We start from the raw sequence: 17,139 nt of genomic DNA, 5'->3' as shown, positions 1-17,139 counted from the left end.
CCCTCCTACAAAAAAGCTTTAAATTTTCCGCTTAATACGATATACATAAGCGAGTACTTCTGCTATTGCTTTGAAAAACTCTTCTGGTACTTGATCGCCTATTTCTACCTGATCATACATGGCGCGTGCTAATGGTCTATTTTCTACCATTATGACATCATGTTCTTTAGCAATCAGTTTAATTTTTTGAGCCACAAAGTCTGTTCCCTTTGCCACTATACGTGGGGCATCCATATTCTCCTCATCATACTTCAGAGCAATCGCATAGTGAGTTGGGTTGGTGATAACCACATCTGCGTTTGGAACCTCTGACATCATTCGACGCATCGCCATTTCGCGTTGACGTTGTTTGATTTTTGATTTAATGAGTGGATCACCCTCACTATTTTTATATTCATCTTTTATATCTTGCTTAGACATTTTAAGATTTTTTTCATACTCATGTTTTTGATACATCCAATCCAATAAGGATACACATAGTAACACAAGAGAAGCCGCGATACCCATAATGCCAACTAGCTTGCCAACGGTAATAAGGGTCATCCACGGACTTTTAAAAGAAAGAGCTAATACTTCATGTAAATTTGCCCATACGATAATTGTTGTTACCCCACCGATAAAGGTGATTTTTAATACTGATTTTAAAAGCTCAACAATGGCTTTTACTGAAAAAATTTTCTTTAATCCTTTAATAGGATCCATCTTTTTTAAATCGAATTTCATTGGCTCTAATGTGAATAAAAAACCAAATTGTAGAAAATTACCCGCTAATGCTCCTACTAAAGCAATCGCCATTATCGGTACGATAACATAAGCCATTTCTACTAATGTTTCGGTAAATAGATGCATTACACTATCTATCGTAAGTGTTTCTACACGTATGTTATGGATAAATGTTTGCCTAAAAAAAGATAAAAGCTCGTCTCGCAATGATCCTGCGAAGAAAAAAAGAAAGATAAACACCATGAGCATAACAATCGCACTAGATATGTCCTGACTCTTGACGACCTGCCCTTTTTTTCTAGCATCTTGTCGTTTTTTAGGTGTCGCTTTTTCCGTTTTTTCACCTGCAAAAAACTGTAAATCTAAGTCCAGTAGTAGCAACATGTTATCCACCACCTAAAATTGCCATTAAATCGCGCATACCGTAAATCATAATTGTAATCAACTTTTGTATGACTTGTACCATAACCGCCATCATCGTGAATAGCACTAAAAAACTGACACCAATCTTAATGGGAAAACCAACAACAAAGATATTTAATTGCGGGACAGTTTTCGCCGTGATTCCTAGCGCTAAATCAACTAAAAACAACGTTGCTACAACAGGTGCTGCCATTTGAAAAGCTATGGCGAAGACTGCAGTAAATGTTGTCATAACAAACTGGATATAGTCATCTTTCGCGAAATCTGGAAATCCCTGGTCTATAGGTAAAAACTGATAACTATAGTAAATTCCATCTAGAATCATATGATGCCCATCTATTGCTAATAGAAATAGTAATGCCAATGTATTAAAAAATTGACCAATTAGTGGACTTTGTGCCCCAGTTTGTGGATCAATAATATTGGCGATGGCAAATCCCATTTGGAAATCAATAAAGCTTCCGGCAATTTGAATCGCCGACATGATGATATAGCCTACTAGACCTAGTAACAATCCAATAAGGGCTTCTTTCATCACTAAAAGTATGTAATCACCATTAAAAAGAAATGGCTCTACGTCGATTGTATAATACATCATCCAAGCTAAAACGAATGCGAGGGCAATACGTACTTGCTGCGGAATCGTTTTATATGAAAAGAAAGGTACTGTAACAAAAAAAGCCGTTACACGCACAAGCACTAATAAGAATACCGTTATTTGGGGGACTAGTTCATTCATGTACTCACCCTATATAACGCGTTAAATTCTCAAAAATATCTCTCGCATAGCTTGTTACTTGAGATAACATCCATGGACCAAAGAAAACGATGCCCACTAATACTGCGACGATTTTTGGAACGAATGCTAATGTTTGCTCTTGAATTGATGTTGTTGCTTGAAATATACTTACCGCTAAACCTGAGATTAAAGCAATTAATAATAGCGGTCCGCTTGTTAGAAGGATAATCATAATGGCACGCTCTGCAATTGAAATAACCATTTCACCTGTCATACTGTATCATCCCCTAAAAACTTTGTAGTAATGATTTCATTACGAGGTACCAGCCATCGACAAGTACAAATAATAAAATCTTAAACGGTAATGAGATCATAACCGGTGGTAACATCATCATCCCCATCGACATTAATGTACTTGCTACAATCATATCGATTACTAGGAATGGGATAAAAATCATAAAACCAATTTGGAATGCTGTTTTAATTTCGCTTAATGCGAAGGCAGGTACAAGCATAGTTAGAGGAATTTCCTCCACCGATGCTGGTTTTTCTGCTTGATTGTATTGTAAAAACAAATCTAGATCTTTTTGCCTCGTTTGTTTACTCATAAATTCTTTAAAAGGCACACTAGCTTTCTCGTATGCTTCTTCTAGCCCTATTTCTTCAGCAAATAATGGCTGTAATGCTTCTTTATTGACCTCTTGAAAAGTAGGAGCCATGATAAAAAATGTTAAAAACAAGGCAAGACCAACAATAACCTGATTTGGTGGCATTTGTTGTGTTGCTAAAGCTGTACGTACAAACGACAGCACAATGACAATTCGCGCAAAGGACGTCATCAAAATTAAAATACTCGGTGCAAGTGACAATACAGTTAATAATAATAGGAGCTTAACAGAGGTTGAGACATTTGTCGGATCGCTGTTGGAAAAATAATTGACTATATCATTCATTTATCATCATTCTCCTTCTGCTTCCATCTCTCTAGTTCTTCACTACGCTCCTGTTTAATTTCGGAAATCTTCTTTTCAAAAAGTTCACCAAACGAATCTTGCTTTTGAAGTGTTGATGAATTTTGGTTATTTTTTCTCTTAAGCTTTGAAAATACTTCTGCTATATAAGGTGATGTTGCCGCATATTCCTGTTTTTCGTTATATATTGAAAGCAGTGCTTCAACTTCCTGCGGATCGGTAATCTCACGTAAAAGTTGGACATCATCACCGACACCAACTAAATAAAGTGATTTTCCTATTTGCAAAAGTTGAACAGACTTTTGTGCACCTAACGATAAACCGCCTAAATTTTGTACCATTTGATTTCGTTGAAAAGTTAAATTTCTTTTATTCAGAAACTTCATCAACCCATAAAATAAAGCTACAACAAAAATAAGCGCCAAAACCATTTTTATGTATTCCCATGCAGAAACATCTCCAGCTGCTGAAACAACCGTATCTTCCTTCGCAGCTGGATCTGTATTATCCTTACATTCCTCTGGTTTTTTCATACAATACTCAATACTATTTGTATCAGAGTCAGCATAAACAGAAACTGTTGGTGGGTACACAAATAGGAAGGTTAAAAGAAATGCGAAAATCATCGTTATACGAAATGATTTTAACATTTGCATGAAATCATCCTAGTGCTTTTTGAATCGCTTCAATTACACGATCTGCTTGGAAAGGCTTAACAATGAAGTCTTTCGCACCAGCTTGAATTGCATCGATCACCATCGCTTGTTGTCCCATTGCTGAACACATGATTACTGTTGCACTTGGATCAGTACCTTTAATAGCTTTAAGAGCTGCAATACCATCCATTTCAGGCATTGTAATATCCATTGTTACTAAATCTGGCTTTAACTCGTTGTATTTTTCAACAGCCTGTAGACCATCGGCAGCTTCCCCTACAACTTCAAATCCGTTTTTCGACAAAATATCCTTGATCATCATGCGCATAAATGCAGCATCGTCTACAATCAAAATTCTTTTAGACATGGTTAACTCCTCCAATTGAAACTATCTTAAATTATTTAAACGCTCTGCTTGACTTAAAACATCTGTAATGCGTACGCCGAAGTTTTCATCAATAACAACAACTTCACCCTTTGCAATTAAACGACTATTTACTAGAATATCAACCGGTTCCCCTGCTAATTTATCTAATTCAATAATCGATCCACTAGCTAGTTCTAAAATCTCTTTAACAGAACGTTTCGTACGTCCTAACTCTACAGTAACTTGCAATGGAATATCAAGTAGCATATTTAAATTTCTAGCCTCAGATTGAGAGATTACATTTGGATCAAAGCTAGCAAACTGTGCCTGTTGAACATTTACAGGTTGTACTGGTCTTTGTTGCGTATGAATTTGTTGCTGCTCTTGATACATTGGTTGCTGCTCTTGATACATCGGCTGTTGCACTGGCGCTGCTGGTTGTTGATATACAGGTTGCTGTGCTGGTGGCGGTGTATGTTGAACAGGTGGTGGTGCGATAGGCGCTTCTGGAGCAATTGTTGCTGCAACTGGCTCTTCAATCGCCTCTGTTTCTCCTAATAATGACTTTACAATGTTTTGACTAAACTTAAGCGGTAATAATTGCATTAAGTTTGAATCGATTAAATTACCAATTCGAAGTCGGAATGAAACTTTTACAAGTAAATCATCTTCAGGAATATTATCTCGACCTTCATTTTGAGAAATATTCATTAAGTCGATTGTCGGTGGCGAAATATCTACTTTTTTGTTGAATACCGTCGACATTGATGTAGCAGCTGAACCCATCATTTGATTCATTGCTTCTTGCACTGCGCTTAGCTGAATTTCACCTAAGTCAGGTTTAGGATTTAAGCCGTCCCCACCTAACATTAAATCTGCAATAATAGCAGCATCTGATTGTTTAATAACAAGTAAATTCATACCTGTTAAACCGATTGTATATTCAACTTGTACCGCTACATACGGATGAGGAAATTCCTCTTCTAATTTATTGCGGTTAATCATTGAAATACTAGGTGTAGTAATATCTACTTTTTGACCTAATAACGCTGAAAGAGCAGTAGCTGAACTACCAAAAGATATATTTCCTACTTCACCTAGTGCATCTTGAGCAAACGAATCAAGGTAATCCTCTACTCGTATTTCATTTGTTTCTTCTTTTGTAGAAGCTTCGCTGTCGTTTATTCTATCCTCCAACGTTTCGCCCCTTAATAACGCTTCAATTTCTTCTTGGGAGAGCATTTCATCACTCATCTTCGTCTCCTCCTTTCAAAGGGTCGATAATCTGGATTGCTAATTTTTTACCCTGTTTTCCGGGTTGTACTGTGAACTTAGGCAATGTACCTACCTTCAGCAGTAGTGGATCATCAATTTTTTGTTCTAATTGAATAACATCACCGATTTGCATCATCAGGAAGTCTTCAATGGTAATGTCCGTAATACCTAACTCTACAGAAAGAGGTAATCTAGCTTGTTTTACACGTGTTTCAAGCATTTTTGTTTGCTCAGGTGACATCTCTTTTGTATTTGTTTGCATCCAATAACGTACAGATAGATTCGGTACGATTGGCTCCAATACAACATGCGGGATACAAATATTAATCATACCGCTTGTCTCACCAATAATTGTATTCAATGAAATGACGACTACCGTTTCATTTGGTGAAATCATTTGTAAAAATTGAGGGTTTACCTCAAGTTCTACTAGAATCGGGTCGATTTCAGCAACATTTTCCCATGCTTCGCGCAAATTGTCGAATGAACGTTCGAAGAGATTTGTCATAATTTTTGTTTCAATTTCAGTTAAGTTATCAACATTACTATGACTCGCTCCACTACCACCCATTAAACGATCCAACATCGAATAGGCAATGTTTGGGTTTATTTCCATCAATATATTACCATCAAGTGGTGGTACTTCAAACACATTAATGAGCGTCATATTCGGAATTGATCGAACAAACTCTTCAAAGGGTATTTGGTCTACTGATGCTACTGTAATTTGCACGTAGCTTCTTAACTGTGCAGAAAAGAAGGTAGTTAGTAATCGTGCAAAATTCTCATGTATTCGGGTCAAACTTCGGATTTGATCTTTAGAGAAGCGCAACGCTCGTTTAAAGTCATAAACTTTAACCTTTCGTCCCTCGTCCTCTTTTTTCATGTCATCCGCTGACATTTCTCCAGTCGAGATTGCGGAAAGTAGCGCATCTATCTCCGATTGGGATAACACATCTCCTGCCATTTGCCCACCTCCATTTCAAGCAGTTTCTAATTTTTATTGAAAGATGTAGGAGGTAATATATACTTGTTGAATTTCTCCCTCTTGCATCAATTCATTTAACTGTGTTTTTAATGCCTTTTCAAACATTATTTTTCCTGCCTTGCCATCCAAATCTTTTTGCTCCATTTCTGAAAGCTCTTGAATAATTAAATTATTCGTTTGGAAATCACGCTTCTTTAACTCTTCAGCAGCGTCCTTGCTAGAAGTTTGGATTTTCAGCGTCATGCGCACTACCCTTTTATCAGCAAGGTTTGTCATAATTTCAGGAACATCAACAGATGCTTCTACAATATCGTCTATTGATGGTTCAAGAGATGCTGCAGGCTTATTGAATTGAGTAAATAATACAAACGCAATAACTCCAATAAGTATAATTGCCACTAGTACGATGATGATCATCGTTAACACTTTATTATTCTTCATCTTCTTCACCTCGTAGATGCGGGTTTGATAGTACTTGTATATTGTTATAAAAGGCTGTTACCTTTTGTCGCACCTCATCTTCACTCTGTAACACAATAATTTTTGTTCCAGTTGTTAAAGTAATAGTCGTATCTGGAAAAGATTCGACTGTTTCTATGTATAAAGCATTCAGTGTAAATGCTTTGCCATTTAGTCGTGTTAGTTCAATCATTGAAATAGGGCCGGTCTAGCACGAGAGCCGGCCCGACCCTCCCTCATATTGAAAATTATGTTTTAAAACTTAAACGCATCTACAAATAACCCTTTACGGATTCGCTAAAATTACACTAGCATACATTTAGTAGTTGAATATTTTAACGCAAAAAAACTTATAGATTATTGCGTTCAAGACTAGAAATAACTAATTACTATCGTTTTAAGTTTACTAATTCTTGTAGAACTTCATCTGACGTAGTGATAATACGCGTATTCGCTTGGAATCCACGCTGTGCTACAATCATCTCAGTAAATTCTTCTGAAAGATCGACATTGGACATTTCAAGCGCCCCTGCCGTAATTGAACCCATACCAGCAACTGTTGCTACTTGGCCATAAGCTTCACCTGAGTTAGCTGTTGCTTGGAAATAGTTACTTCCTACTTTTTCAAGACCTCCAGCATTTGGGAATTTAACCATAACAATTTGACCCGCATATTGTCTATATCCATTTGCATCCACATATTCAACCGTTCCGTCTTGACCGATACTTATAGATTTTGCTGTTGTTGGGATTTTAATTGGGTTATTATCTTCAAAAGTAAATGTATCATTTTCCCCTAATAAATCCTCAGTTTCACCGTTTAGCGGGCTTGCTTCTTTATCTGCCTCGGCATTACTTTCAGTAGAGTCAGTTTCATACAATGTATCATTTGCATGACCAACTAAATATTTCCCTTCAGCATTGACTAAATAACCTGCGTTATCCATGTAGAAATTACCTGCACGTGTATAAACAACATTTGTATAGCCTTCTGCAGCGCCATCAGTATTTGATACAGAGTCAGCTACCATAAAGAAGCCTTCACCTTGTACTGCAAGGTCCAATGGTCGATCTGTCGTTTGACGTGAGCCAGAACCGTGAACCGTATCAATTGCCGCAAGTGTTGAACCAAGACCTACTTGTAATGGGTTTGTACCACCACGAGTAGTAGTTGCAGCTGAAGCACCTGCGCTTGTTTGAGATAGGATGTCTTTGAAAATAACGCGTCCTTTTTTAAATCCATACGTGTTAACATTGGCAATATTATTCCCGATAACATCTAGCTTTGTTTGGAAGTTTTTAAGACCTGAAATACCTGAATACATAGAACGTAACATAAGTTGTCGTTCTCCCTTCATTTTTTGAATTGTGTGCCTCTATCAGTCAGCAACACATAGGCTTCCTTACATTAAGAAGGTCCAGCCTTAAAGCACGATTGTGCCATCAATATTAGTAAACAGTTGTTGCTTTGCTTCCGTGCGATCCATTGCTGTAATGACAGTAGCATTTTTAGCACTGACAATTAGAGCCGCTTGATCCATCAAGACTAATGGTTGTTTGACACCTTTTGAATGTGCCTCAAATACCTTGTCAGATACAACCCGCCATTCCTGTTCAGTAATCGCAATATTACGCTCTTTGATGCGTTCATTTGCATGCTTACTTACTTTTAGCTCCTGTTGATTCGTCGCCTCATGTAAATGAGCACTAAACGATTGCTGTGTATTGATAGGTGTAGGTTGCGTTTGGCGAATAGTTGGATACAATGGGACACGATGAATTGAAAATTTATCCATCTCTCTCCACCACCTTTATTCGCTAATTACTGTAAATTCTTTCCCTGCTAGTTTTTTACCATTATCTAATTCGTAATAAATAACGCCATCTTTGTTTGATACAGAGACGATTCGCCCTTGCACATCTTGCTCTCCGTCATTGTAAGTGACATTTTTACCGATTAGCTTACTCGCTTGTACAAGTGGTGATTCTGTTGATGTGTTGCTTTCACCTGTACTTGTTTCTTTATTACCTAAAATCGCTGAAATGTTTCCAGGATAGATTTCCTTACCATCAGCTAAAATGAATACTGCTTCTCCATCAACAAATTTTAATGATTGGATAACACCCGTACCTTCATTTATAACCGGCTTATTATCTTTATCTACTTCTTCTGTAAGTTCATGCCATTTTACTTCTTTTCCTACAAATGATGTATAGTTCATAAGCTGTGTTTGTTGTTGCGACATCAGTAATGACTCCATTGCCTTTGTCATATTTTGCATTTGCTCTAAAGATGAGAACTGCGCCATTTGTGCAATGAAATCACGGTCATCCATAGGGTTTGTTGGATCCTGATGTTGTAATTGTGTAATCAATAGTTTTAAAAATGCATCTTTACCAAGTTCACTATTACCAGTTTGTTTTGTTGGTGCAGTATAGTTGGAATAGTAAAGGTCATTTGTAATTTTATCTGCCACGTTTACACCTCCTCATTTTCTAAATAATCATTAAAGGACATACCATCTTCGCTGTCCTCTTTTTGCTGCTCTTGCTCTTCTTGCTGTTGTTGCCTAAAGAAATTATTAAAGAAGTTTTGATCACGCTGTTGTCTATCAGCATCCTGCAACGATTGCGCAATATCTAGTCGATCCACTTGGATGTTTTGCTGGACAAAGGCTTGCTTTAATTGATGCGCTTGACTGTCAAGAAGCTCACGCCCATGTGCAGTTGAAGCAAGTAAACGAGCTGTTAAAACACCGTCATTTTGTACAAGTTCGATTCGAATGGTACCTAAATTTTCAGGATACAATTTTAACGTTAAACGCGTAATCCCTTGTGCACTCGAAATTTGAGCCTTATTGATGATTGCCTGCATTTCTTTCAGTAAAGCTTCCGACTGCGCTGGTTTAGCTGCTGGTAAAGTAACTTGGAATGTATCAGCTTTTGTTTGTACTGTATTAGCCGTCACCATTTCATTAGCACTTGTATCAGATTGTTTTGTCACTTGCACCTGTTGAACAACTTGCTGGAAACCTTGCAACGGTAATGTAACGGTTGTTTTTGTTGTAACTTGCTGCGCAATTTGAATAGTTTCAACTTTTGTTTGTAACGCTGTTAAAAAATTATTAACGTCTGATAGTACATTTTCTTGAGACATCGTCAAATCCGATTTTTGGCCAACTAACTGTGCTAGTTTTAATACTTGAAGTAGCTTCGTAGCATCTTCTGAAGGAACTTGCCCTTCACCTTGCAACGCAGATACTAACTGGTTCTGTAACAATGGTGCTTGAGCGTCTACTAAAGCTAAAAGCTCCCATACATCGCTCGCTTGCTGATCTTCATCTAATAATTGTTGAACCAATTTTTGTATTTGCTCTTTATCAACATTCAATGCAGCCATTAAATTATCTAAATTTAACATTTCATCCATAGCTACTGCCTTGCCATCTTCCCCAATTTGAAGCATTAACAAGCCTTCATCATGTGGAATTTCTAATAAATCTAGTAATTCTTCAACAGATTGACTATTTAATAAATTATTTAGCTCAGCTAGCTTATCGTCACCTTGTGTATTATTACTTTGAGATGTTTTATTTTGTTGATTTGTTGAAGCAATAGCTTGTCCAAATACAGAACCAAATTTAGATATTTTATCTTTTGCTGCTCCAGCATTTGTTTTCATCTCAGAACTGTCAGTTGACACAGCTTTCGAAGTAGCAGTACTTGGCTTCGTAGTGTTTGGAGCACTCATGTTCATCATTGCAATATTCATGTTTTCACCTCCTTTTCAAAAATATTTTTTATTGTTTAGCCATCATTTCTGTATACTTTGCAGCATCTTGCGGATCCATTTTTTCTAGAATCGCTGCTAACTTATCCGGTTTTAAGCTAGATAAAATACGAAGTGCCTGTGCATCACTCATTTTTATAAGAACAGGCGCTGCCGCTTTAGGAGACATCTTATCAAAAGTAGACAAAATATCATTAAAGTCACGTTTCACATCATCTTGCTCTCTTTTTAATTTTTCAATTTCAAAGAGTAATCGCTCCTGCTCTGTCAGTAACTTTTCTTTTTCATTTGTCGTTGTATCTAATTTACTTTGCAATTGTGCAATTTCTGCTTCTTTTTCTTGTATTTCTGCCTGTAAGCCTACAACCTTGGAGTCATCTATAACAAGGGCATCTTTTGCTTGTTGCTCTTCCGATTCAACAAAAGGTAAGTTACTTACTGCCTTTTTTCCTAAATCAAAGACGTTCGTATCCATTAACGTTGCCACCACCAGTAACACCGCTACCACGAACATAACAGGTATTAATATCCATATGAAAAACTTTTGGAAACCTCCTGATTTACGTGTTGGCTGTTGTACTTCTAATTCAGTTTTAATACGGCTATCTCTTTTCGCCATGAAATCACCTGATTTCTTTCTTGAAATACGTAAGTGAAGATATTTCATCTAAAAATATGCTCTCAATGCGATCTTGTTCTTGCTGAAAAGACTTAAAATCTTTTTCGCGCATTTTTTCAAATTTACGTACTTCCAAGTTTTTTTCTAATAGTTTTTCTTCGTGCCAATTCATTTTTGAACGTGCCTGCACAACCTTTTGCTGTACATCCGCTATTGTCTTTTCAAGGCTATCAATAAAACGAGCATAGTGATGAATTTCCTCTATTGATGACCCTACAACTAAACGTTTCTGCTGAAATTCTATTAAGTCCTCTTTCTTTTTCAGCAAGTCATAGAGCTTTGTTGCAACTTCTTCAAAAGAACGAACAGATTCCTTGTAGGCAATTTCAGTCTCGTTTTTTTCTTGCTCTCGAATGGTTAACACTTTTTCAAAACGATACATATAACTGACCATCCTACCTGCCACCACCGTTCGATAATGTAATTAACTCATTCTTACTTTCCTCAAGTGTCACCTTATCTAAATATCCTTGCTTTAAATAAGCTGTAATGAGCGGTTCATAATAAATTGCTTCATCAATTTCTTTAGAAGTCCCACGTTTATATGCACCGATATTTATTAAATCCTCTGATTTGTCATACGTATAATAGAGTTCCCGTAAACGCTCTGCCGCCTTTTTATGCTCCGGCTCTGCCACATGATTCATCAAACGACTGACACTTTTTAGTACATTAATAGCTGGATATTGACCTTTATTTGCAAGGTTTCGATCAAGGACAATATGACCATCTAAAATACCACGAACAGTATCAGCAATTGGCTCGTTCATATCGTCGCCATCTACTAATACCGTATAAAAGGCTGTAATAGAGCCTTTTTCATTTGTTCCCGTCCGTTCTAATAACTTTGGTAAAATCGCAAATACAGAAGGTGTATAACCCTTCTGAGCAGGTGGTTCTCCGGTCGCAAGTCCGATTTCACGTTGAGCCATTGCAACCCTCGTTACGGAGTCCATCATTAACATTACATTTAAGCCACGATTTCTAAAGTATTCTGCAATCGCTGTTGCTGTAAATGCTCCTTTAATACGCATAAGTGCAGGTTGATCTGAGGTAGCTGCAACCACAATAGAACGGCTTAAACCTTCAGGTCCTAGATCTCGTTCAATAAATTCACGTACCTCACGACCACGCTCCCCAACCAATGCAATGACATTTAAGTCAGCTTGCGTATTACGCGCAATCATACCTAGTAGTGTACTTTTACCGACACCAGAGCCGGCGAAAATACCTACACGTTGTCCATTACCGACAGTTAGCATACCATCAATCGCTTTTACACCAACCTCAAGTCTTTCATTTATCGGTGGACGTGTCAGTGGATTAGGCGGATCTTGCTCAGTAGGTACTGACATTAAACCTTTCGGTAACAATGTACCATCTATCGGATTCCCCATTGAGTCTAGTACTTTACCAATTAGCTCTGGTCCAACTTTGATTTCAAGAGGTGCTCCTGTTCCTTCTACTAAGCAACCAATTGATATTTCACGGAGCGAGGTGAAGGGCATTAAGACTACAATTTCATCCTTAAACCCAACGACCTCTGCTAAAATGATTTGATGTCCGTTTTTCGACGTTTCAACATGAATTTTACATACATCACCGATGGAACTATCAGGACCTTGCGACTCAATCATTAAGCCGACAACTCTCGTTACTCTACCAAACTTTTTAAAAGTCGGTATATTAGGAATTTGTTCGATTAATTGAGCCGTTTTCATCTAGATCATTCCTTACTTTCTAATATTTCATGTAGCTTTAATCTTAATTCATTTAATTGCTCGTCAATACTAACAACAATTCGACCGTGGTTTGTTTCTATATAACAATCTGTTTCGTTTTCGAAATCTTCATCTACAAAAATCATAAATGGTACATCTGTTGGGAACATTTCTGCCAATTCATCGCGATTCGATGTAATTAAACCATAATATCTAGGAGAAACGTAGATTTTTATTTCTTTCATCTCTCTCGCTTCTTTAAGCCCTCTTTGAACTATTGATAGAAACAGTTCATCGTTTTGCTCTAACGAAGTCCCAATAATACGTTGTGCAGCAGTTAAGCCTAGTTCCAAAATAATCGCTTCTTGGTCATCGATATATTTTTTTGCATTTTCCCCCGCTTGTGCAATGATCTCATTCGCTGTTTGTAGGGAATGTGCCATTGCTTCAGTGGCTCTATTTGTACCATCCTCATAACCTTGACCATATCCTTCATCATACGCTTCTTGTACGCGATTAGGGCGTTCTTCTTCCCAGCTTTGTTTCATATGCTCAATTTCTTGGAAGTGCATTTGCTTCTCTTGTTCAAAAGCTTCTCGTTCTACTTGAATCTTGGCTCTAGCCTCTTCAAGTAATCGATCTCGTTCTGCAAATACATCTTCCATTGTCATATGATTATAGGATGTTTCATCTGTCTCCATTTCGGGTAATTCAAACATATCACGAATTTGTATCTTCTTTACATTATCGCCATTGGACTGTGTATATACAGAACGGATGATTCTAGACAATGACGTCATCTCCTCCACCACGAGCAATAATAATCTCACCAGCATCTTCTAAGCGGCGAATAACAGCGACAATACGTGATTGAGCTTCTTCTACGTCACGCAAACGAACAGGTCCCATAATTTCCATTTCTTCTTTGAAAGTATCGGCCATACGTTGAGACATATTTCGGAAGATAATATCTTTTACTTCTTCGCTTGAAACTTTCATCGAAAGAAGTAAATCTTCGTTCTCGCAATCACGAATAACACGCTGAATTGAACGATTGTCGAGCGTCACGATATCTTCGAATACAAACATGCGTTTCTTGATTTCTTCTGCAAGCTCTGGATCTTGAATTTCGAGTGCATCGAGAATCGTTTTTTCTGTTTGTCTGTCAACACCATTTAATACTTCAACGACTGCATCAATACCACCAGTTTCTGTGTAATCTTGCGTAACAGTTGATGATAGTTTACGTTCCAATACAGATTCAATTTCACTAATTACTTCTGGTGAAGTTGATTCCATCATTGCAATACGTTTAGCAATATCTGCTTGTACTTCTTGCGGTAATGAAGATAATATAACACCCGCTTGCCCTGCTTCTAAATAAGATAGAATAAGGGCAATTGTTTGTGGATGTTCATTTTGAATAAAGTTAAATATTTGAGCAGGATCTGCTCTACGTGCAAAGTCGAACGGTCTCACTTGTAAAGAGGACGTCAAACGATTAATAATCGTTTGTGCTTGCTCCACACCTAATGCTTTTTCTAATACCGTCTTCGCGTAACCAATACCACCTTGTGTAATATAATCTTGCGCGAGGGCTATATTGTGAAATTCTTCAATAATTTCTTCTTTGACATTTGCTTCTACTTTTTTAACACTTGATATTTCTAACGTTAAACGTTCGATTTCTTCCTCAGTTAAATGTTTATAGACAGAAGCTGAAACCTCAGGCCCTAGTGAAATTAACAAGAGTGCGGCCTTTTGTTTTCCGGTTAATTCCTTATCTTTCTTGGACACAGCAGAACCTCCTAGTTAGTCTTCCGCAATCCAACTACGCAGTAACTTTGCAAAATCATCAGGCTTATCTTTCGCCATCTTCTCAAGTTGCTTACGACGCATTGTAGCTTCCGTTTCAATTTCTTCATTAATATCATCGATTATCAATTCTTCTTGTTCTTCTAGGATACTAAGCTCTTCTTCTTCTTTCGCACGTTTACGTGAACGGATGATGAAGAATGCAAGTAATAGAATAACAGCCAGTAAAATGCCTCCAACTACCCAAACCCACCATGGAATAACAGGTGTCTCAGGAGCAGCATCTGCCACTTTACCATTTAAAGGTTGGACTGAAACAGCCACTTTTTCATCAATTTGATCTTGTGTGAGTTCCGCAGCTACATCTTTTGAGATAGTTGTACGAACAATAGTACTTAAAATTTTCTCAATATCTTGTCGAACGCCATCTGGTAGAGATGCTGCGTCAGTAGCTGTTGGTGGCTCAACAATTACTTGGATACCGATATCTTGAACTTTATAAGGTGCCTCTTGAATATCTTTACGAATACGGTTGACGTCATTATTGATTGTTTCTTCCGTACGTTCGTAATCTCCATCTCCCGATGTACCTTCATTGTAAGTAGTAAAATTATCTGTTGTTGTTTCAGCTTCAGGTGTACCTGTTGCTGGGTTGCCAGTACCAGAATATTGTTCTGTAATACGTTGGGCGCTAATCGCAATACCTTCCATATTCTCTTCATCAACTGGCGTCACTAAATTTTCTTCACGATTTTCCTTTTTAAAGTCAATATCTGTCGTAACAGAAACAATGACTTTATCTTGTCCCATCAAAGTACCTAGCATATTTTGCACTTGACGTTGCAAGTCACGTTCTACCAATTTCTTCATTTGCAATTGGCCTTCAGCTGTTGTTGTAGAAGTGCCATCTGTCGTTGTAGCATTCAAATCAAAGTACTCTGAATATTGGTTAGAGATAACAATATTATCCGTATTTAAGTTCGGGATACTTTTTGCTACTAAGTTGTACATAGTGGCAATTTGTTGCTCTGTAAATTTATAGCCAGGATCTGTGTTCAATACAATGGAAGCAGTTGCATCTTCTTTTACATCTTTTATGAAGACTCCTTCTTCAGGAAGTGTAATCATAACTTTTGCATCTTTAACGCCTTCTAGATTTTTTATTAGCTTAGCAATTTCTGTTTCAGTCGCAGCTTTTTTCAATAAATTAAATTCATTGTCTGTCATACCGAAACCAGAGCTATTAGCAAATGAGTAATCGATCGTTCCAGTTTGAGGATAACCATCGGATGCTAGTTGCACCAATAATGAATCAACTTGTTCTTCGGGTACTAAGATGGACGTTCCCCCTGGAGCGATTTCATATTTTACGCCTTGAGAATCCAAAGCCTCTTTTACTTGGCCGATTTCTCTTGTCGATAAATCTTTATAAAGCGGAACATATGTAGTTTTTGTTGCAAAAAATGTAATGATAGCTGCAAGTAATATTACACCAACTAAAGAACTAATCATTACTATTTTTTGTGTTTTACTCCGACTTGTCCAAAATTGGCTGGTGTCGTTTTTTATTTTCGTCAATCGTTCATTCATTATGAATCCTCCGGTTATAGTGAATAACCTAGCAATCAATAATTCGCGATAATAGTGGAATCCCATGAAAACTAATACTCTAAAAATTTTATTTCCACGGGAAGCCTAACGAAATGAATTGGCGTCTTACTTCACCAATTCATTCTAATTAGACACTCATTCGCATTATTTCTTGGTAAGCTTCAATCACCTTATTGCGAACTTCAATTGTTGCGTTTAATGTAATGCTCGCCTTTTGAGATGCAATCATTACTTCGTGCAACTCCACATCTTCACCAGTAATTAGCTTTTGTGTAAGATTATCAGAAGTGATTTGCTGATCATTCACTTTCGCTATTGCCTCTTTTAACGAATTCGCAAAGCTTTGCTGAGCTTCGTAAGGTGTTGTATTTAATTTGTTTGTTTGATTTACAACCTGGGTAGGTGTCATTAGTGAAACGGACGAAATTGCCATTATGTATCCATCCTTTCTTTTTTATTATTTACCGATTTCTAACGCTTTTGTTAGCATAGACTTATTTGCATTTAAAACAGTTATGTTCGCCTCATATGAACGAGTAGCAGACATTAAATCTACCATTTCTTTTAATGGGTCAACATTTGGCATGCTGACATAGCCATCTGCATCTGCATCAGGATGTGTTGGATCATACACTAATTTGAAAGGTGTTTCAGTATCTTCTTTAATTTGCGTGACTTTCACACCATTCCCAACACCGCTTTTTGCATTTTTACCAATTGCCACATTTAAAAAATTCGAAAATCGCCCTTCTTGCGCAGAAAAAGTAACAGACTTCCGTCGGTATGGCTCCCACTCCCCATTTACTTGTTTAGCGCGTGTAGTGTCTACGTTTGCCATATTCGAAGAAATAACATCCATTCGCAAACGCTGTGCCGTTAATGCAGAGGCAGTAGTATTCATTCCATGAAAAATAGACATTTA

Annotated in this window: 22 protein-coding genes; all 22 read right to left on the bottom strand. The window is 37.4% G+C overall.

Annotation, left to right across the window (positions count from 1 at the left end):
- Positions 1-18: 18 nt before the first annotated feature.
- Entirely contained in the window at positions 19-1,107 is a 1,089-nt protein-coding gene (gene flhB, locus ACIQXJ_RS01905; RefSeq protein WP_403048990.1) for a flagellar biosynthesis protein FlhB, read from the bottom strand.
- A gap of 1 nt (position 1,108) precedes the next feature.
- Complete coding sequence (gene fliR, locus ACIQXJ_RS01900) at positions 1,109-1,885, bottom strand: flagellar biosynthetic protein FliR (RefSeq protein WP_401009467.1); 777 nt, start codon at positions 1,883-1,885, stop codon at positions 1,109-1,111.
- A 4-nt stretch (positions 1,886-1,889) separates the two neighbouring features.
- Positions 1,890-2,159, bottom strand: coding sequence for a flagellar biosynthesis protein FliQ (gene fliQ, locus ACIQXJ_RS01895; protein WP_173477750.1), 270 nt, complete (start codon positions 2,157-2,159; stop codon positions 1,890-1,892).
- Positions 2,160-2,172: 13 nt separating this feature from the next.
- Positions 2,173-2,838 carry a flagellar type III secretion system pore protein FliP gene (fliP, locus tag ACIQXJ_RS01890; RefSeq protein WP_173477751.1) on the bottom strand — a complete coding sequence of 222 codons (666 nt, stop codon included), beginning with the start codon at positions 2,836-2,838 and terminating at the stop codon, positions 2,173-2,175.
- A complete protein-coding gene (locus ACIQXJ_RS01885; RefSeq protein WP_403048987.1) occupies positions 2,835-3,506 on the bottom strand; it encodes a flagellar biosynthetic protein FliO in 672 nt (223 codons plus the stop codon). The genes fliP and ACIQXJ_RS01885 overlap by 4 nt, the downstream gene beginning before the upstream one ends.
- A 10-nt stretch (positions 3,507-3,516) precedes the next feature.
- Complete coding sequence (locus ACIQXJ_RS01880) at positions 3,517-3,879, bottom strand: response regulator (RefSeq protein ID WP_004269288.1); 363 nt, start codon at positions 3,877-3,879, stop codon at positions 3,517-3,519.
- Positions 3,880-3,900: 21 nt separating this feature from the next.
- Positions 3,901-5,133, bottom strand: coding sequence for a flagellar motor switch phosphatase FliY (fliY, locus tag ACIQXJ_RS01875; protein WP_403048984.1), 1,233 nt, complete (start codon positions 5,131-5,133; stop codon positions 3,901-3,903).
- Positions 5,126-6,121, bottom strand: a complete 996-nt coding sequence (gene fliM, locus ACIQXJ_RS01870) for a flagellar motor switch protein FliM (protein WP_403048982.1) — start codon at positions 6,119-6,121, stop codon at positions 5,126-5,128. The genes fliY and fliM overlap by 8 nt, the downstream gene beginning before the upstream one ends.
- Before the next feature lie 33 nt (positions 6,122-6,154).
- Positions 6,155-6,583: a flagellar basal body-associated protein FliL gene (gene fliL / locus ACIQXJ_RS01865; protein ID WP_340825845.1), complete on the bottom strand. Its 429-nt coding sequence runs from the start codon at positions 6,581-6,583 to the stop codon at positions 6,155-6,157.
- Entirely contained in the window at positions 6,573-6,794 is a 222-nt protein-coding gene (locus tag ACIQXJ_RS01860; RefSeq protein WP_173477756.1) for a flagellar FlbD family protein, read from the bottom strand. Before ACIQXJ_RS01860 ends, fliL begins: the two co-directional genes overlap by 11 nt.
- 196 nt (positions 6,795-6,990) lie before the next feature.
- Entirely contained in the window at positions 6,991-7,938 is a 948-nt protein-coding gene (flgG, locus tag ACIQXJ_RS01855; RefSeq protein WP_403048979.1) for a flagellar basal body rod protein FlgG, read from the bottom strand.
- Positions 7,939-8,025: 87 nt separating this feature from the next.
- On the bottom strand, positions 8,026-8,397 hold the full coding sequence (locus ACIQXJ_RS01850; RefSeq protein WP_403048976.1) for a TIGR02530 family flagellar biosynthesis protein: 372 nt from the start codon (positions 8,395-8,397) through the stop codon (positions 8,026-8,028).
- 15 nt (positions 8,398-8,412) lie between these two features.
- Positions 8,413-9,078 (bottom strand): flagellar hook assembly protein FlgD, encoded by a 666-nt coding sequence (flgD, locus tag ACIQXJ_RS01845; protein WP_403048973.1) that lies wholly within the window; start codon positions 9,076-9,078, stop codon positions 8,413-8,415.
- A 2-nt stretch (positions 9,079-9,080) separates the two neighbouring features.
- Positions 9,081-10,373 (bottom strand): flagellar hook-length control protein FliK, encoded by a 1,293-nt coding sequence (locus ACIQXJ_RS01840; protein ID WP_403048970.1) that lies wholly within the window; start codon positions 10,371-10,373, stop codon positions 9,081-9,083.
- Between the two features lie 28 nt (positions 10,374-10,401).
- On the bottom strand, positions 10,402-11,010 hold the full coding sequence (locus tag ACIQXJ_RS01835) for a MotE family protein (RefSeq protein ID WP_340826523.1): 609 nt from the start codon (positions 11,008-11,010) through the stop codon (positions 10,402-10,404).
- Positions 11,011-11,014: 4 nt separating this feature from the next.
- Positions 11,015-11,464, bottom strand: coding sequence for a flagellar export protein FliJ (gene fliJ, locus ACIQXJ_RS01830; protein WP_340825852.1), 450 nt, complete (start codon positions 11,462-11,464; stop codon positions 11,015-11,017).
- Position 11,465: 1 nt separating this feature from the next.
- Positions 11,466-12,791 (bottom strand): flagellar protein export ATPase FliI, encoded by a 1,326-nt coding sequence (gene fliI, locus ACIQXJ_RS01825; RefSeq protein WP_340825853.1) that lies wholly within the window; start codon positions 12,789-12,791, stop codon positions 11,466-11,468.
- 5 nt (positions 12,792-12,796) lie between these two features.
- Positions 12,797-13,582: a flagellar assembly protein FliH gene (fliH, locus tag ACIQXJ_RS01820; protein ID WP_403048967.1), complete on the bottom strand. Its 786-nt coding sequence runs from the start codon at positions 13,580-13,582 to the stop codon at positions 12,797-12,799.
- A complete protein-coding gene (gene fliG / locus ACIQXJ_RS01815) occupies positions 13,575-14,588 on the bottom strand; it encodes a flagellar motor switch protein FliG (protein WP_401009477.1) in 1,014 nt (337 codons plus the stop codon). Before fliG ends, fliH begins: the two co-directional genes overlap by 8 nt.
- Positions 14,589-14,603: 15 nt before the next feature.
- On the bottom strand, positions 14,604-16,196 hold the full coding sequence (gene fliF, locus ACIQXJ_RS01810; RefSeq protein ID WP_403048964.1) for a flagellar basal-body MS-ring/collar protein FliF: 1,593 nt from the start codon (positions 16,194-16,196) through the stop codon (positions 14,604-14,606).
- 148 nt (positions 16,197-16,344) lie between these two features.
- Entirely contained in the window at positions 16,345-16,650 is a 306-nt protein-coding gene (gene fliE / locus ACIQXJ_RS01805) for a flagellar hook-basal body complex protein FliE (protein WP_401009479.1), read from the bottom strand.
- A gap of 24 nt (positions 16,651-16,674) precedes the next feature.
- Positions 16,675-17,136: a flagellar basal body rod protein FlgC gene (gene flgC, locus ACIQXJ_RS01800; RefSeq protein WP_403048961.1), complete on the bottom strand. Its 462-nt coding sequence runs from the start codon at positions 17,134-17,136 to the stop codon at positions 16,675-16,677.
- Positions 17,137-17,139 lie beyond the last annotated feature (3 nt).

Origin of the sequence: Lysinibacillus sp. NPDC097868 (assembly GCF_044761135.1) — a bacterium.
Taxonomy (GTDB): domain Bacteria; phylum Bacillota; class Bacilli; order Bacillales_A; family Planococcaceae; genus Lysinibacillus.
The sequence above is the reverse complement of the archived record's forward strand: the minus strand, read 5'-3'. Positions and strand labels throughout refer to the sequence as shown.

Excerpts from the sequence above, each read along its gene's own strand:
- fliQ (WP_173477750.1), bottom strand. The coding sequence starts at position 2,159 with ATGACAGGTGAAATGGTTATTTCAATTGCAGAGCGTGCCATTATGATT.
- fliF (WP_403048964.1), bottom strand. The coding sequence starts at position 16,196 with ATGAATGAACGATTGACGAAAATAAAAAACGACACCAGCCAATTTTGG.
- flhB (WP_403048990.1), bottom strand. The coding sequence starts at position 1,107 with ATGTTGCTACTACTGGACTTAGATTTACAGTTTTTTGCAGGTGAAAAA.
- flgC (WP_403048961.1), bottom strand. The coding sequence starts at position 17,136 with ATGTCTATTTTTCATGGAATGAATACTACTGCCTCTGCATTAACGGCA.
- flgG (WP_403048979.1), bottom strand. The coding sequence starts at position 7,938 with ATGTTACGTTCTATGTATTCAGGTATTTCAGGTCTTAAAAACTTCCAA.
- ACIQXJ_RS01850 (WP_403048976.1), bottom strand. The coding sequence starts at position 8,397 with ATGGATAAATTTTCAATTCATCGTGTCCCATTGTATCCAACTATTCGC.
- fliE (WP_401009479.1), bottom strand. The coding sequence starts at position 16,650 with ATGGCAATTTCGTCCGTTTCACTAATGACACCTACCCAGGTTGTAAAT.
- fliI (WP_340825853.1), bottom strand. The coding sequence starts at position 12,791 with ATGAAAACGGCTCAATTAATCGAACAAATTCCTAATATACCGACTTTT.
- fliR (WP_401009467.1), bottom strand. The coding sequence starts at position 1,885 with ATGAATGAACTAGTCCCCCAAATAACGGTATTCTTATTAGTGCTTGTG.
- fliL (WP_340825845.1), bottom strand. The coding sequence starts at position 6,583 with ATGAAGAATAATAAAGTGTTAACGATGATCATCATCGTACTAGTGGCA.
- ACIQXJ_RS01880 (WP_004269288.1), bottom strand. The coding sequence starts at position 3,879 with ATGTCTAAAAGAATTTTGATTGTAGACGATGCTGCATTTATGCGCATG.
- fliJ (WP_340825852.1), bottom strand. The coding sequence starts at position 11,464 with ATGGTCAGTTATATGTATCGTTTTGAAAAAGTGTTAACCATTCGAGAG.
- ACIQXJ_RS01840 (WP_403048970.1), bottom strand. The coding sequence starts at position 10,373 with ATGAATATTGCAATGATGAACATGAGTGCTCCAAACACTACGAAGCCA.
- ACIQXJ_RS01860 (WP_173477756.1), bottom strand. The coding sequence starts at position 6,794 with ATGATTGAACTAACACGACTAAATGGCAAAGCATTTACACTGAATGCT.
- ACIQXJ_RS01885 (WP_403048987.1), bottom strand. The coding sequence starts at position 3,506 with ATGTTAAAATCATTTCGTATAACGATGATTTTCGCATTTCTTTTAACC.
- fliY (WP_403048984.1), bottom strand. The coding sequence starts at position 5,133 with ATGAGTGATGAAATGCTCTCCCAAGAAGAAATTGAAGCGTTATTAAGG.
- fliM (WP_403048982.1), bottom strand. The coding sequence starts at position 6,121 with ATGGCAGGAGATGTGTTATCCCAATCGGAGATAGATGCGCTACTTTCC.
- fliP (WP_173477751.1), bottom strand. The coding sequence starts at position 2,838 with ATGAATGATATAGTCAATTATTTTTCCAACAGCGATCCGACAAATGTC.
- ACIQXJ_RS01835 (WP_340826523.1), bottom strand. The coding sequence starts at position 11,010 with ATGGCGAAAAGAGATAGCCGTATTAAAACTGAATTAGAAGTACAACAG.